Annotated in this window: 14 protein-coding genes; 5 read left to right on the top strand and 9 right to left on the bottom strand. The window is 52.1% G+C overall.

The window, feature by feature from the left end:
• Positions 1-87 precede the first annotated feature (87 nt).
• Positions 88-984, top strand: coding sequence for a LysR family transcriptional regulator (locus tag HBA55_RS04205; protein ID WP_166987492.1), 897 nt, complete (start codon positions 88-90; stop codon positions 982-984).
• Positions 985-1,159: 175 nt separating this feature from the next.
• Here HBA55_RS04205 and HBA55_RS04200 read toward each other — a convergent pair whose 3' ends face one another.
• The 5 genes from HBA55_RS04200 to HBA55_RS04180 form a co-directional block, all read right to left on the bottom strand.
• On the bottom strand, positions 1,160-1,888 hold the full coding sequence (locus tag HBA55_RS04200) for a substrate-binding periplasmic protein (RefSeq protein WP_166987489.1): 729 nt from the start codon (positions 1,886-1,888) through the stop codon (positions 1,160-1,162).
• Positions 1,889-1,893: 5 nt separating this feature from the next.
• Entirely contained in the window at positions 1,894-2,538 is a 645-nt protein-coding gene (locus HBA55_RS04195) for a LuxR C-terminal-related transcriptional regulator (RefSeq protein WP_166987486.1), read from the bottom strand.
• 130 nt (positions 2,539-2,668) lie between these two features.
• On the bottom strand, positions 2,669-5,200 hold the full coding sequence (locus tag HBA55_RS04190; protein WP_166987483.1) for a TonB-dependent receptor: 2,532 nt from the start codon (positions 5,198-5,200) through the stop codon (positions 2,669-2,671).
• 120 nt (positions 5,201-5,320) lie between these two features.
• Positions 5,321-6,427 (bottom strand): FecR family protein, encoded by a 1,107-nt coding sequence (locus tag HBA55_RS04185; protein WP_166987480.1) that lies wholly within the window; start codon positions 6,425-6,427, stop codon positions 5,321-5,323.
• Between the two features lie 11 nt (positions 6,428-6,438).
• Complete coding sequence (locus HBA55_RS04180; protein WP_338109360.1) at positions 6,439-6,942, bottom strand: RNA polymerase sigma factor; 504 nt, start codon at positions 6,940-6,942, stop codon at positions 6,439-6,441.
• 329 nt (positions 6,943-7,271) lie between these two features.
• Between HBA55_RS04180 and HBA55_RS04175 the strand changes: the two genes are divergently transcribed.
• From HBA55_RS04175 to HBA55_RS04160, 4 genes are all read left to right on the top strand, one after another.
• Positions 7,272-8,345 carry a TRAP transporter substrate-binding protein gene (locus HBA55_RS04175; RefSeq protein WP_240945864.1) on the top strand — a complete coding sequence of 358 codons (1,074 nt, stop codon included), beginning with the start codon at positions 7,272-7,274 and terminating at the stop codon, positions 8,343-8,345.
• Between the two features lie 100 nt (positions 8,346-8,445).
• Positions 8,446-8,961: a TRAP transporter small permease subunit gene (locus HBA55_RS04170; protein WP_166987474.1), complete on the top strand. Its 516-nt coding sequence runs from the start codon at positions 8,446-8,448 to the stop codon at positions 8,959-8,961.
• Positions 8,958-10,238, top strand: a complete 1,281-nt coding sequence (locus HBA55_RS04165) for a TRAP transporter large permease (protein ID WP_166987472.1) — start codon at positions 8,958-8,960, stop codon at positions 10,236-10,238. The genes HBA55_RS04170 and HBA55_RS04165 overlap by 4 nt, the downstream gene beginning before the upstream one ends.
• Positions 10,239-10,313: 75 nt before the next feature.
• Entirely contained in the window at positions 10,314-11,351 is a 1,038-nt protein-coding gene (locus tag HBA55_RS04160) for a DcaP family trimeric outer membrane transporter (RefSeq protein WP_166987469.1), read from the top strand.
• A gap of 65 nt (positions 11,352-11,416) precedes the next feature.
• Here HBA55_RS04160 and HBA55_RS04155 read toward each other — a convergent pair whose 3' ends face one another.
• From HBA55_RS04155 to HBA55_RS04140, 4 genes are read right to left on the bottom strand one after another with little or no spacing between them, the layout of a single operon-like run.
• On the bottom strand, positions 11,417-12,403 hold the full coding sequence (locus HBA55_RS04155; protein WP_166987466.1) for an aldo/keto reductase: 987 nt from the start codon (positions 12,401-12,403) through the stop codon (positions 11,417-11,419).
• Positions 12,404-12,445: 42 nt separating this feature from the next.
• Entirely contained in the window at positions 12,446-13,390 is a 945-nt protein-coding gene (locus HBA55_RS04150) for a Gfo/Idh/MocA family oxidoreductase (RefSeq protein WP_166987463.1), read from the bottom strand.
• Between the two features lie 20 nt (positions 13,391-13,410).
• Positions 13,411-14,256, bottom strand: a complete 846-nt coding sequence (locus tag HBA55_RS04145) for a class III extradiol dioxygenase family protein (protein ID WP_166987460.1) — start codon at positions 14,254-14,256, stop codon at positions 13,411-13,413.
• Positions 14,249-14,650, bottom strand: a complete 402-nt coding sequence (locus HBA55_RS04140; RefSeq protein ID WP_166987457.1) for a protocatechuate 3,4-dioxygenase — start codon at positions 14,648-14,650, stop codon at positions 14,249-14,251. The genes HBA55_RS04145 and HBA55_RS04140 overlap by 8 nt, the downstream gene beginning before the upstream one ends.

The following is a 14,650-nucleotide window of genomic DNA, read 5'->3' as shown; positions in this document are numbered from 1 at the left end:
AGTTACCGGATTAAACATTGGGACTTCCATATATAACAAAATGGAATTTAAGTGGGATTTTTAGTGATTTTCGGCAGTATTTAACTCATGAAACAAGTCCAGAATACCGATATCAAACTGCTCAGAGTTTTTGTGACTGTCGTCCGTTGTGGAGGATTTTCATCAGCTCAATCGATTCTTAATATTGGTCAGTCTGCTATCAGCGAACACATGAATAGATTGGAAACGCGGCTCGGCGCGAGGCTATGCGAGCGAGGCCGGGGCGGGTTCCGCCTGACCGAATCCGGTGAAATCGCTTATGCCGCAGCGCAGAGACTCCTGGCCTCGGTAGAGAATTTCCGCCTCGAAACCAGTGGTATCAGTGGTGAATTGCAAGGAGAGCTGAGGCTGGGATTGATAGATAACATTATCACCAATTCTGACTCTCCTTTGATTCCAACCATCAGGAATTTCCATACCCATGCCAAGCATGTGCGGCTACATATAGAAACCCGATCCCCTAACGAGTTAGCACAACAAGTTCTTGATGGCCGCCTGCACGCGGCGATTGGTCCCTTTCCGAAGAAGATACAAGGGCTTTCTTACGAGGAGCTGTTTGAGGAACTTCATCTGCTGTATTGTGGAGAGACTCACCCCCTGTATCACCAGGATGACATCTCCGAGAAAGAGGTACAAACCAGCGAGATCATTGCACACAGTTATGAAAACTCGGCGGACATTGAGGCCCTGAAGGCAGGTAGTGCCGCAGCTATTATTGACAACGTTGAAGCGGAAACGCTGTTAATTCTGACAGGGCATTATATTGGTTTTCTACCTGCACACTACGCCGAACGATGGGAAAAGTCAGGAGAGCTGAAAGCTCTATTGCCCGATCAGATTAATCGGAATTCGTCGTTTTATTTGATTACCAAAACGGGCGGTCATCGCCATGCCTTGTTGACTGCTTTCCTGTCCGACCTTGAGGAGTGCAAAGTTCAAGCTTAAGGAGCAGTTATACAAAGTGGGCACCAATAAAAAGCCCCGATCCAAGTCGAGGCAAAGGGGTCATAACAACAAATAACAACGAGGGAGAGTTACTGTATGCTTAACTTGAATATAGACCGCGTATTGCACCTTGCCAAATTTTTTCTTTAACTATCGGTTGGCAGGACAACCATTGTCAATTCGTATTAAGACTGAACTGGTCTTGAGGACAGGCATCACAATAGCCCCCACTCAGCGCCTGACTCACCACCTCGGCGAGGGCATCCGCCTCCTGCCCCAGAGACTTTCTGGAAAAAACCATAAATGCCGGCTGTTCACCCAGAAACTGAAGTAAACTTTGCAATTTGGGAAATTTGTGCTCCAACGCAAATGCCTGGGTGATACGTTCCTCGGCCAGGATCAATTCCACCCGATCAGCAAACAACACCTTGAGCAAACGGTCGCGGGAGTCGAGTAGCCAGACCTGTTCTTTATCAAGTTGATAATGGCCAGGCAAGAAACCTTTGAGCGCTCCGACTTTCATATGCTTGAGCTGGGACATGGAAATCTTGCGGCCCGAACCTTCCCGCATCATCAGTGAGAAACGCACCAGGTCAATGGGCGCCCGACTGTACACAAAAGCTTGTGAGGGATGACCTGGATCTTTCAGGAAAATACTGGCGTCAATGTTGCCCCTGGACAGCTCATGGATGGTTCGGTTAACGGGCAGTACGCGCAGGGTATAGGCAACACCTATGGAATCCATCAGCTCCCTAACCTTGTCCACATAGATGCCGGAATAGCCCTGGCCCTTTTCGACTGCATAGGGTTCCATTTCCGGCAGACCAATTACCAACGGTCTGGCCTGCGGGCAAGCCGATACGAACAATAGCAGGACCAGAAATAGAATCCGAGAGCCGTTCATACGCCCTAGCCCTTCTGCACCGCGCCGAGCTGCCAGCCCATATCCATCTGCAGGGCATAGCGGATCAACTCTGGTGAATGGGAGATATTGAGCTTCTTCATGATATTGCGCTTGTGACATTCCACCGTACGGACGCTGATACTGAGTTCACTGGCCACCTGCTTGTTATTCAACCCTTTCGCCACTTGCTGAAGAATACAGTTTTCACGACTGGTGAGGGGAGCAACCGGAGACTCCGGTTGATGATTAGAGAGGTAGTCAACGATTTCGTTCGCATAGTATTTACGTTCCAGGTATATGGAGCGAATGGCAAAGATCAGTTCATCGCCAGTGATGCATTTCATGACGTAGCCCCGGATATCGATGGCGTGGCACTGACGCAGGACCTCTGGCTTTAAACCATTGCTCAACAGCAGGACTTTGGCATTGGGTCTGACTCGATTGATCTTCTGACACAGAGACAAACTGTCATGATCGGGAAGATCCACGTCCAGCAACAGGATTTCAAATTCCGCATGATCAATAGCCGACAGCGCGGATTCGTAGTTTTCCGCAAAGCCGGTGATTTGAATTTCGCTTTGGGAACGCAAGAGATTGAAGAGGCCCGTGCGTATCAGCTCTTGGTGCTCTATCAAAAAAAGATTAATCATGATGTCTTCTCTCTATTTATTATGTGTATAGGATAAAGACGGAAACCATCGAAAAAGCGAACCAAAATCTGAAAAAAGTTGATGTCGGTTTGACAGAGGTTTTGACGGAAGGCTGCGGGCTGTTAAAGAACTACAACTTCCAGTCCAGGGAAAGGTACCAATGGCGGGGGCGGGCAAAGGCGGTCAGTGCATAGCCAAACGAGCGATTGGAATCGCCGGCAATAATGTAACGCTCGTCTGTCAGATTATGAACGCCACACCGTAGACTCCAACCCTCCTCGTAGGGTTCATAGGTCCAACTGGCATCAAAAACCTGATAGCCGTTTTCAGCAACATGGGGATCATTATCCGGTTCATACTCGATTCTCGACCGCAGCGTCCAGTCCAGTCGACTCACCAGCGAGCCTTGCAGGAACTCCGGATAAATATGCGTAATACCCATATTCAGGGAGGCCGATGGCGTGCGAATAAAGTCGTCATCGAGGTCAACCGTCACATTGTCGGAACCGATTTCATCATAGGCCGCTCGCTGCAAACCCAGCGAGCCTTCTACCTTGATTGAGGCGGTGGGATACCAGGTGAGCTCCGTCTCCAGACCCATAATGTAGCCCCGCGCGGCGTTGTCGGTAATGGTAGCGGGCTGGCCTGCAGGGTTGGCGGCTGTTTGGATATCTATGTAGTCGGAGTAAAAGGCCAGCGCATTGAACCTGAGCATGTGCTGCGGAAATTCCTGCTTGTAACCCATTTCGTATTGGGTGACATACTCCGGCTCAAAGGTAATCAGGCCATCGGGGGCGGGTTCAAAATAGCGGTGCACAAAACCACCACTCTTGAACCCTCGTGACAGGGTCAGATAAAGAGAGGAATCTTCCGAGGGATGATAAAGCGCAGACAGTCGCCAGCTGGGCTCGACAAAGCTCAGTGTTTCCTCGGAGTGTTCGACCAGATGCGTATTTGAGGGAAGCGAAACGCTGGTGGGAAGAAAGCTCTTGTTCTCGTAGGTCAACCTGGCCCCCAGGCTCAGCAGCCATTTGGGTGTGGGTTTGTAACTGCCCTCAAAGAAAATGGCCTGATTGTAGTTATTGGTTTTACCGCCAAAAAAGATCGGGTAGGTCGGCAAGGTGCTTTCGATAATACTGAAGTTAGAAGATTTCTCGGACATAAAATAAAGACCGCCTACCCAGAAGAATCGGCTCTGATCACCGCTGCTCTGTAACCTCAGCTCCTGGGACCACTGCCGCTGTTGGTAACTGTCGGCGGTTTGAATAACCGTAACCGGAGTACCGTCGGAGGAGCGGTTAAAGTGGGCGTCTATATCGCGCACCGCGGTAATGCTTTTTAGATCGATGGCTGAGGTCAGAGGCGAATCGAATGTCAGCGAGAAGCCTGCACTGTCCACATGGTTACGCGATGGTCCAGTCTCAAAACTCCTGTAAGGTGCCGCCGCCAAAGCTGTGGTCAGGCAACCCGCCAGCACGGCAGCCGGGCTGGTGTCTGAACAGGAGACATCGGGGAGTCTCTGTTCTACTTCCTGATTGTGGGCTTGAACGAATGCCGACTCTGTATAGATGTGTGTCAAGGTTTCCGGCGCCGAGCTTTCGCGTTCACGGGTGAAGTCGGCCGACAGGCTGAGTTTGCGATTTTGATCCAAGTCCATCACCAGTTTGCCACGAAGAGTATCTGTGTGTTCGTCCCCGAGGGCATCTCCGGTCAGTACACGGTCAACATATTCATCCATACGTCGTCCGGTATAACTCAGTCGCAGCCCCGCATTGCCCGCGATGGGAATATTTGCGCTGACATTGACGCCTTTACGGCCCTGCTCTCCCACCGTGAGATTGCCGCTCAGTTCAAACTCTTCGGTGGGCGATCTGGATTGCAACAGAATCGCTCCGCCGATAGTATTGCGGCCGAACAAGGTACCCTGAGGTCCCCGCAGAATCTGGATTGATTCCAGATCGGTGATTTCGATCACACTGCCCAATGTCCGGCCGAGATAAACGCCATCAATATAGACCCCCACTCCGGGATCGGTAACCGGTGTGAAATCGTTTTGACCGACTCCCCGTATGTACATTACCGCCGCCGAGGTTGAACCGGACGAGGTGCCTCCGAAACTGAAATCCACATTGGGTGCGAGACGGGTTGAATCGGTCAGATCATTGAGGTCCCTGTCCCTCTGCTCGTGAATGCTGACTTTGGTCACGGCCATGGGCGTATCCAGCAAGCGCTCCTGATGCAAACGCGCCGAAACCAGAATCTCCTCCATGTATCGCTCGCCGAAAGGCAAATGCCTGGAGGAGATAACCGCATCCTCTTGCGCTTGTGTCGCACTGGGATAACTGCCAGCCAGCAGAGAGGCCGTATCGGAGACCAGGCTGCTGTCCAGATGCAAGGTAATGGTTTTTTCGTCGCTAAAACGGTGACGGAAACCCGTGTCCTGCAAGAGAATTTGAAGGGCCTGTTGAAGTGGATATTCGCCCTTTACCGCATTGCTGATGGCATAGGTGATTCTGCCGCTGGTAGACAGGAATTGCAGATTGGTCTGCCGGCAGAATTTTTCCATCGCCTGGTGTAAGGGTTGCCGCGGAACGCTCACGGTTACCCGTCGATCACCGATGTCATCGCACCAACCGAGGGGCACGCTGCACAGTATGATCAAACAGCAGATCACGGGAGTCGTTATTATTCTTTCGCTTCGTGCTTGCATGATAATTTGGGCGTTTCTAACGCATTGTGTCTGGTCCTGTGCTCCTGCCAGTCTCCTGATCGTCCTTTGTGGTCATTTAGCCTTTGTGCTCAAGCGAGCATAGAGGAATGTACGGTCGTCGCCCGCAGATTCCGAGCGGATATCAAGGCTGGCTTCGATGGCCTTGAGAGCCGCCCGCCAGTCACCGGCATCAAAGGAAGCATAGATGGGAATATCGTTTAATTCCCTGTCCTTCAGTACCAGCGTGTGGCTTGAGTGACGGTTGATTTCGTCCAACGCCAGCTGCAGCTGAGTACCCCGGAATATCAGTCGGCCCCGGGTCCAGGAAATCCCCGCATCAGGGGACGACTCATAAATATCCGTGGTTGCCCAGGTGGTGGCATCGCCATCCGATTGATCGGTACTGATCAGTAAATGATGGCCAGGCCGGGTCATCAGTCGCTGAAAATCCTGCTGCGCGTCCAGACGACTGACTTTAATCACCCCCTCCACCAACTTGACACTGAGGTCGTGGGTTCCACTAAGGTCCATTCCATCCAACGCCACGGCAAATTGCGTACCCAGGGCCTCAACCAGGCCATCGTTGGCGTAAACCCGGAAAGGTCGGCGCAGATCGCGTGCGACATCAAAAAAAGCCTCGCCCCTCTGCAACTCGATTTTACGTACGCTGTTGGTATAGCTTACCTTGACTTCTGATAACGGCTTCAGATGCAGTATGGAGTTGTCCTGCAGTCTGATCTTGAGTACCTGTGCCCGATCAGCCACATACACTTGAGGTTTAGTCTCTACCGCGGTGCTTACCTGCGCAGGCCCGGAGGGTGTGTCCGGAACCTCTCCGGGAGGGATCAGGACAACAGCCAATAACAGTGAAGCCGCCGTAGCCACAGCCACCCAACCCGTTGGCTGTAAGAACGGGCGCAATGCCTGTTGCAGCCACTGGCGAAAAGACCGATGCCGATTTTGTTTCGGTCTCAGGGATGCCGGTACAGGGACTTCGTAGGCGCTGACCCGGTTCCAGGCATCCTGCATGCGCTCAAACTCGCATTTATGCTGCGGTGATTGGTCCCGCCATTGAAGAAACGTTTCAAACTCTTCCGGAGAGATATCACCCGAGTCCAGAATGCTGATCCATTCGGCCGCCTGCTGCTCTGTGGTACTGTATTTCCGTTTGATTGCCATTGCTATTCCGCTTAAACGTCATCCTGTAAATAGGAGTGAAAATGAAGGACAATTTTGGCCATGTATTTCTGTACCATACGCCGTGAAATATTAAACTTGCTCGCGATCTGCTCTGTTGACTGACCTTCCATGCGCCTGAAGTAGAAAATCTTTTGCTGCTTCTCGGGCAGTGCCTCGTAGGCCGATTCAAAGCGGGCCCGCAGTTCTCGCTCCGACAGCCATTGTTCCGGCGAACCTTCGCTGCCTGAGGCCTGTTCAATCTCCGCCTCACCATCCGTCGACATCAGCCGGATCTTTTGGGACCGGAAGTGATCAATCGAGAGATTGTAAATGGTGCGCAACAGGTAACCCTTGAGGCAGTCAATCTGGCCCGGGTTGTCCTTGGCCAACAGGCGCACATAGGATTCCTGCACCAGATCTTCGGCCAAGGCCCGATCCTTTACCCTGGCCAGAGCGTAGGTCAGGAGATCGCTGCGATAGCGCTCCAGCTCCTCTCGGTCGAATTGATCATTCACCTGTGACAATGGTTGCTCCCTATAGACCTGTCTACGCTTTAAACCCGTCTTATTAATACATTGAGCTTCTATGTACCGGGCGATCAGATCCCATTCAGCCCGCTTCTGCCTATAAAGACGGACTAACACAAAAGCGCGAACCTCATTATTAAATTATTTGTGACCGCGTTAGAGCTTGTGGTCACAGCTCAAATTACCCCCCTACTCTCAGTGTAAACCCTTAGGACGTTTAAGTGGTGTCGCGGATATCCCGGCCTGGCCGGTTTTCTTAAAGTCTGTTCATCGTCAGTGACAGCTGATGACCCATAACGCTTCCAGAGGATCAAATAATGTTTAAAACAATGATAAAACGAGTGGGAATGGCCGTCGGTCTGGCGAGTCTTCTCGGGGCTTCCGTCGTCAATGCCGGTGAAAAGGTTTACCGATGGAAACTGGCGGAAACCTGGGGGCCCAACTTTCCCATCTTTGGCGATGCCACCAAAAATCTGGCGAAGTTGGTCAAGGAGATGTCCGACGGGCGTCTGGTCATTCGCATCGATTCATCCAATAAGCATAAATCCGCCCTGGGCATTTTTGATTTTGTGAAGAGCGGCCAGTACCAAATGGGACATTCAGCGTCTTACTACTGGAAAGGCAAAGACCCCAACACCATGTTTTTCACCACCGTGCCCTTTGGCATGACCGCCACCGAGCAGTACGCCTGGTTTTACCATGGCGGTGGCATGGAACTGATGAAGGACGTCTACGACAAGTACGGCATTTTGTCATTCCCAGGCGGTAATACCGGCGTACAGATGGGCGGCTGGTTCCGCAAGGAGATTAAAGGCGTTGACGATCTTAAGGGTTTGAAGATGCGCATACCCGGATTTGCCGGAGAAGTACTCGCCAAACTCGGTGCCAGTCCCACCAATATTCCCTCCGGCGAACTCTATACCGCGTTGGAGCGTAACACCATCGACGCACTGGAATGGGTAGGCCCCTCACTGGACTTGCGCATGGGATTCCACAAGATTGCGCCTTTCTACTATACCGGTTGGCATGAGCCGGCCACCGAACTTCAGTTTATGGTGAACCAAAAGGCCTACGAGTCCCTGCCCGAAGACCTGCAGAATATTCTCACTACGGCGATGCGTGTGGCGGCCTACGACATGTACATTCAGTCCACCCACGCCAGTGCTGAAAATCTGAAGCAAATCCGTGAGGATTATCCTAACGTCAAGATTCAGGACTTTCCGGACGATGTGATTCAGGCCCTGCACAAGGCCAACTCGGAGTTGCTCAAGGAACTGTCCGACAAGAGTCCACTGACAGCCAAGATCATCGCCTCTCAGCAGGAGTACGGCTCAGCAGTGCGTGACTGGACCGGCTTCTCTGATCAGGCCTACCTCAATAGCTTTTATTAATTTCAATTCAGTTCTCTGATTTATCGGGCTACCGATCGCTTTCAAGGGGGTTTGACGCTGCTTCAGCCCCCTCTTTTTCTCTAAAAAAGATGTATTGACTATGAGAGTTTTAACGCAACAGCTGAATCGCTTTATCGATCTTGTTGGCATTCTGTGCGCCATCCTGATGGTGTTGATGTTAGCCAACGTATTTTACGACGTGGTGATGCGCTATCTGTTCAATACCGTCAGTATCGCTATGCAGGAGCTGGAATGGCACCTGTTCGCCGCCATGTTTATGTTTGGTATCGGCTATACCTTAAAAGAAAATGGTCATGTTCGTGTGGACATCTTCTTTGAGAATTTGTCCGTTCGTAAACAGGCCATTATCAATATCATCGGCACGCTGGTTTTTACCCTGCCTATTTCTTATCTCATCCTCTCCTCCGGCTACGGCTACGCACAGGAAGCCTTCCTGATGAACGAAGGCAGTGGCGATCCCGGTGGTCTGCCTCATCGTTGGATTATTCGCGCCGTTATCCCTGCGTCTACAGCATTTTTGATGCTCTGTGCACTACAGGTCATGTTGACCGAATTTCAGCATTTTATTGGCGCCAAAGAGGAGACTGAACAATGATCGGTATCGTCCTGTTTGTGACAGCTCTGTTGCTGTTGTTTGTCGGCTATCCCATTGCCTTTACTTTCGCGGGAGTGTCATTGCTGGTCGGCGGCCTGACCATGGGGCTCGATCTGTTTGAGATGATGCCCTACCGGATTATGAGCATCATGGAAAACACCGTGATGATGGCGGTGCCCATGTTTATCTTTATGGGCGTGGTGCTGCAGAAAACCGGTCTGGCAGAACGCCTGCTGGAATCCATGGGCAAACTCTTTGGTGGTATGTCCGGCGGGCTGGCCATCTCCACCGTATTGGTGGGTGCCTTTCTGGCGGCGTCTACCGGCGTGGTCGGTGCCAGCGTGGTGGCCATGGGCGTGATTTCGTTGCCGGTTATGCTCAAGTACAACTACCACCAGCCCACTGCCACGGGCATTATTTGCGCCTCCGGAACACTTGGGCAAATCGTACCGCCCTCTATTATTTTGATTATTCTGGGTGATGTGATGGGTATTCCTGTCGGAGACCTGTTCAAAGCTGCTGTGGTGCCCGGTGCCGCGCTGATTCTGGCTTATATCCTCTATATCATCTATCTCACACGACGCAATCCGGACTTTGCGCCTCCCATTCCCGTTGAAGAAGATCGCTGGAAAGTCGCTCGCAGTGCGCTGTTCAATGTACTGCCTCCGTTGGCGTTGATCGTTGCTGTATTGGGTTCTATTTTTACCGGGTTGGCCACTCCGACAGAGTCTTCCGCACTGGGTGGCGTTGGTGCCCTGATACTGGCAGCAATCTATCGTTGTTTCTCCCTCAAGGTGATCAAAGAATCCGCGCTTGAAACCGTCAAGGTCAGTTCCATGGTGTTTGCTGTACTACTGGGCGCCACGGCTTTCTCGATGGTATTCAGTTACTCCGGTGGTGACTATCTGGTGGAGGAATACATTCTCAGCCTGCCCGGTGAAAAATGGACCTTCCTGGCGCTGGCAATGCTGGGCATCTTCGCACTGGGCTTTTTTATCGACTTTATCGAAATCGCCTTTATTGTCGTTCCCATTCTCGCACCCATCGCCGAAGCACTCGGTCTCAATATGGTGTGGTTTGCCATTCTGATTGCCATGAATCTGCAGGCATCGTTTTTGACACCACCCTTTGGTTTCAGTTTGTTTTATCTCAAGGGTGTTGCTCCCAGCTCCGTGATGACAAAAACCATCTATAAAGGGGCGATTCCTTTCATCCTGCTGCAGATGACCATTCTGGCTCTGATCATTCTGTTTCCTGATTACTTTATTTTCTACTGATCAATCCCTGAGAGCAGCGCAAGCGATAGATCGACTTCACAGCCAATAAACCCTAAGAAAGACTGGAGAAATCACATGAAAAAAATCAGCATCTTGCCCCTGGCCGCCCTGATGGGCTTGTCATCTCTGGCCAACGCCGCCTTTGAGGTGGAACTCGGCAATGAGAGCAGTATCAAGTTTGGTGGCTACCTGAAAGCGGACTTTCGATCCGTATCCGGCGATGTGCCCTATCGCCCTTTCTGGATCGCATCGGGTGCCACCTCTGGTGATGCCAAACAATCGGAATTCAGTGCCCGGGAAACCCGGTTTAACCTGACCTACCGTCACGGCAATGTCTCCGCCTTTTTGGAAATGGACTTTTACGGCAGCGACGGCAGCGACGCAGTTGTCAGTAACTTCGACCCACGTCTGCGTCACGCCATTATCAAGTATGAAAACTGGACCCTTGGACAGACCTGGTCAACCTTTATGCCTCTGGCCGCTATTCCGGAAGCGGCAGACTTTGGTGGCCCCCATGTAGGCCTGGTGTTTATCCGTCAATCGCAGATTCGTTATACCAACGGTGGTCTGGAACTGGCGTTGGAAAACCCAAATACCACGGGCGCATCCGAGAATGACGACTTTATTCCTGACATGGTGGCTCGCTATACCTTTAAGGGTGACTGGGGGCAGCTGGGCATCGCCGGTCTGGTGAAACACGTGGATTCTGAAGGCGTCAATGAAACCGCGGTAGCCGGCAATGTCTACGGTAAATTTATGATCGGTCGTGACGATCTGCGTTTCCAGTACAATTTTGGAGAATCCGGCCGCTATGTGGCACCGGGGATCAGTACCGATGTGGTCATGGACTCAGAGGGTAATGCCGTATTGGAGGAAACCACTGCCTTTGAGGTGGCCTACCGTCACTTTTGGAATGACAACCTGCGCTCCACTATTTACTATGGCAAAGCGGAGACGGACGTTGAAGATGAGGAGAGGATTCACTGGGGGCTGAACCTGTTTACCAACCTTACACCGAAGTTAACGGTCGGTGCAGAGGTTGGTAACTATGAGGTGGCCGATAGTGGCGCTGAGTCTGATTATTTGCAATTTAGCGCCAAGTATAGTTTCTAATACCGTACAATTCTAATCTCATCGGCCCCCGACTACGGGGGCCTGATAATGTAGCATGAAGAAGCCTAACCAAACTCCTCCGTATCGATCTCAGCCTGTGTAGCCTCCGGATAACGTGGCCCGTTCACGGTCAGATGATTGACAATCTCGCCCGCGGCTTCAAGCGTCCCTTTATCAATAGTCAACTCCAAGGCGCCGAGGTTTTCTTCAAGATGCTCAACGGAGCGTGTTCCGGGAATCGGGACAATGTCTTCCCCCTGGGCTAACAACCAGGCCAGTGCCAACTGACCTGGTGTACAACCTGCACCATCCGCCAGCTGCTTATACGAGTCAAACAGCTTCAGGTTTTTCGAGAAATTGGGCTCCTGGAATCGCGGCATATTCACCCGAATATCCTTCTCAACCAGCTTTGAGGGATCGCTGATCCCGCCACTGAGAAAGCCACGGGCCAACGGACTAAAGGCCACAAACGTCACCCCCAGCTCTCGACAGGCATCAAGCACCGCAATTTCGGGATTGCGGGTCCACAGGGAATATTCCGTTTGCAGTGCGGTGATCGGGTGAACTTGATTGGCCTTCTTCAGGGTGTCGGCGGAAACTTCCGACAAGCCCACCGCACCGATCTTGCCCTGCTCCACCATACGCGACAAAGCGCCCACGCTGTCTTCAATGGGGACTGACTTGTCCCAGCGGTGCAGGTAGTAAAGATCAATATGCTCTGTCTGCAGGTTTTTGAGCGACGTCTCGATGGTGCGCATCAGTGTTTCCGGCCGACCGTCAATCACACGCTTACCGTCGACGCCGGTCATGCCACATTTGCTCGCCAGATGAAGGTTCTGGCGATAAGGTTTAAGCGCCTCACCGACCAGACATTCGTTGCGACCAAATCCGTAAAGAGCCGCGGTATCGAAATGGGTCACCCCCAGTTCCACCGCCCGCTGCAGCAGCCGCACCGCATCTTTTTTCTCCGGCGCCACGCCATAGGCATGGCTCAGATTCATACAGCCAAGCCCGATGGCATTAACTTGATGGATTCCCAGTTGTCGCTGCATTTTATTCCCTACCCCACTTCAAAAATTGGAATTAGCCGGTCGTTAACCTGCCAGTTGCTGCTCCAGATCATACAGCACTTTGTAGCAGGGCAGCACCTTGGAGATGCTGGCATTGGGCTCTCTTTCTTCGCGGATTGCTGCGACGAATTCCCGGTCCTGAAGCTCAATGCCATTCATGGAGACATCCACCTGAGTCACATCAATGGCCTCTTCCTTGCCGTCAAACAGATCATCGTAGCGGGCGATATAGGTACCGTTATCGCAGATATACCGGAAGAAGGTACCCAATGGGCCATCGTTATTGAATGAAAGCGACAAGGTACAAATCGCACCGTTTTCGGTCTTCATCTGGATGGACATGTCCATGGCGATACCCAACTCAGGGTGTATCGGTCCCTGAATGGCATTGGCTTGAACAATCGGTGATCCCGCCTGGTAGGCAAACAGATCCACCGTATGAGCCGCGTGGTGCCACAGCAGGTGATCAGTCCAGCTGCGGGGCTCGCCTTTGGCATTGATATTTTTACGCCGGAAGAAATAGGTCTGCACATCCATCTGCTGAATATTCAACTCACCCTGAGCAAGGCGGTTGTGTAACCACTGATGGGAGGGATTAAATCGGCGCGTGTGCCCGACCATGCACACCAATCCGGTGTCCTTCTGCTTGGCCATCACCGCTTCAGCGTCGGCCCAGCTGTCCGCCACGGGGATTTCCACTTGCACATGTTTACCGGCTTCCATGCATTGAATAGCCTGGGCGGCATGCATCTGTGTGGGCGTACAGAGAATGACTGCATCGGCATCTGTTTCTACCAACGCCTCGGCCAAATCATCAGCCACATGAGCAATGCCGTACGCTTCGGCGACACTACGGGCCTTTTCAAGATTGTGACCAACTAATGAAACCACATCCACACCATCAATGTTCTTAAGCCCATCAAGATGCTTGATACCAAAGGCTCCCGGCCCTACAACCATGACTTTCATTTTAATTTCCTCAAGAAAAGTTATTCGTCGGCAGCTTCCAGAAGCAATACACCGGCACCCGTGTTGGAAATCGGTGCGTGGTAGTGCTTGTGCAGACAATTCACCTTGTCACCCAGAGCACCGCGCATCACCAACCACATAATCGTCTCGATGCCTTCGGTGCCTGCCTTTTCGATAATCTCGGCATTGGATTGATTATAGAACCAGGCCGGGTCGTTAATGACGCTATCCATACAGGCCAGATCATAATCGACGTCGATAATACCTGCTCGCTCCCCCTGTAGCTGATGAGACATACCACCGGTTCCCACCACCGCGACATTGATGTCTTCCGGATAGGACTCGATAGCCTGCTTCAACGCCTGCCCCAGCTTAAAACAGCGCTTGGCGCTCGGCAGCGGGTGCTGAACGGTATTGACCGCCAGGGGAATGGTTTTTACCGGCCAGTGCTCGTGGTCTCCGTACAGAACCCGCACCGGGTTGACGAAGCCGTGGTCCACCAGCATCTCCTGGCAGGTGCACATATCAAACTCCTGCTCGATCAGCGACTCCGCCAGATGCCAGGAAAATTGTGCGTCGCCGGTAAATGGCGCAGTGGGTTTCAAGCCCCAGCCTTCGTCGGCATTCTCGTATTGATCCGCGCAGCCGATCGCGAAGGTGGGGGCTTTGTCGAGAAAGAAGTTAAGCCCGTGGTCGTTGTAGACAACGATAATCACGTCGGGTTTTTTCTCGTCCAACCAGGCGTGCACCGGCTGGTAACCGTCGAAAAAACGTTTCCAGTAATGCTCTTGAGTAACACCGTCGCTGATAGCATTGCCCACGGCGGGAATATGAGATGTGGTGACACCACCGATGATTTTAGCCATTCCAGTAACCTCCCTCCTGCGCCAGTCTCTCTTCCAGACCCTCGCGTTTTTTCAACAGTGTTTCCCGAAACTCATCGCCGCTGATGCCCTGGAATGCGGCGCCCGCATCCTGCACGGTCACGCCACGGGGTACGCAGAACTTGGCCAGATAGTAGATATTGGTACCCGCTCTCAAAATGCCCAAGAAGTCCTGTTCCACCACCAGTTGCTTGTGCTCAGGACTGAGGCCAAACTTATCGCAGTAGGCGGCGGGATCCGCATCAAATTCCTTGCGACAGGCCTCGGTGTTAAAGGAGTAGAACAACTTGTTCAGGGCATAGGAGCTGTGGGCCCTTTGACCATCGAACACATAGGTTCCAGGTATATCGTCGTAGTCGTGCGCTTGCCAAACCAT

Source organism: Pseudomaricurvus alkylphenolicus, from assembly GCF_011683955.1.
In the GTDB taxonomy this organism is placed as follows: domain Bacteria; phylum Pseudomonadota; class Gammaproteobacteria; order Pseudomonadales; family Cellvibrionaceae; genus Pseudomaricurvus; species Pseudomaricurvus alkylphenolicus.
Note: the sequence above shows the minus strand (reverse complement) of the source record. Positions and strands in the feature narration are given on the sequence as shown.

What these genes read in the sequence shown, in the direction of transcription:
- HBA55_RS04205 (WP_166987492.1), top strand. Translation starts at nt 88, where the DNA reads ATGAAACAAGTCCAGAATACCGATATCAAACTGCTCAGAGTTTTTGTG.
- HBA55_RS04200 (WP_166987489.1), bottom strand. Translation starts at nt 1,888, where the DNA reads ATGAACGGCTCTCGGATTCTATTTCTGGTCCTGCTATTGTTCGTATCG.
- HBA55_RS04195 (WP_166987486.1), bottom strand. Translation starts at nt 2,538, where the DNA reads ATGATTAATCTTTTTTTGATAGAGCACCAAGAGCTGATACGCACGGGC.
- HBA55_RS04185 (WP_166987480.1), bottom strand. Translation starts at nt 6,427, where the DNA reads ATGGCAATCAAACGGAAATACAGTACCACAGAGCAGCAGGCGGCCGAA.
- HBA55_RS04175 (WP_240945864.1), top strand. Translation starts at nt 7,272, where the DNA reads ATGTTTAAAACAATGATAAAACGAGTGGGAATGGCCGTCGGTCTGGCG.
- HBA55_RS04170 (WP_166987474.1), top strand. Translation starts at nt 8,446, where the DNA reads ATGAGAGTTTTAACGCAACAGCTGAATCGCTTTATCGATCTTGTTGGC.
- HBA55_RS04165 (WP_166987472.1), top strand. Translation starts at nt 8,958, where the DNA reads ATGATCGGTATCGTCCTGTTTGTGACAGCTCTGTTGCTGTTGTTTGTC.
- HBA55_RS04160 (WP_166987469.1), top strand. Translation starts at nt 10,314, where the DNA reads ATGAAAAAAATCAGCATCTTGCCCCTGGCCGCCCTGATGGGCTTGTCA.
- HBA55_RS04155 (WP_166987466.1), bottom strand. Translation starts at nt 12,403, where the DNA reads ATGCAGCGACAACTGGGAATCCATCAAGTTAATGCCATCGGGCTTGGC.
- HBA55_RS04150 (WP_166987463.1), bottom strand. Translation starts at nt 13,390, where the DNA reads ATGAAAGTCATGGTTGTAGGGCCGGGAGCCTTTGGTATCAAGCATCTT.
- HBA55_RS04145 (WP_166987460.1), bottom strand. Translation starts at nt 14,256, where the DNA reads ATGGCTAAAATCATCGGTGGTGTCACCACATCTCATATTCCCGCCGTG.
- HBA55_RS04140 (WP_166987457.1), bottom strand. Translation starts at nt 14,650, where the DNA reads ATGGTTTGGCAAGCGCACGACTACGACGATATACCTGGAACCTATGTG.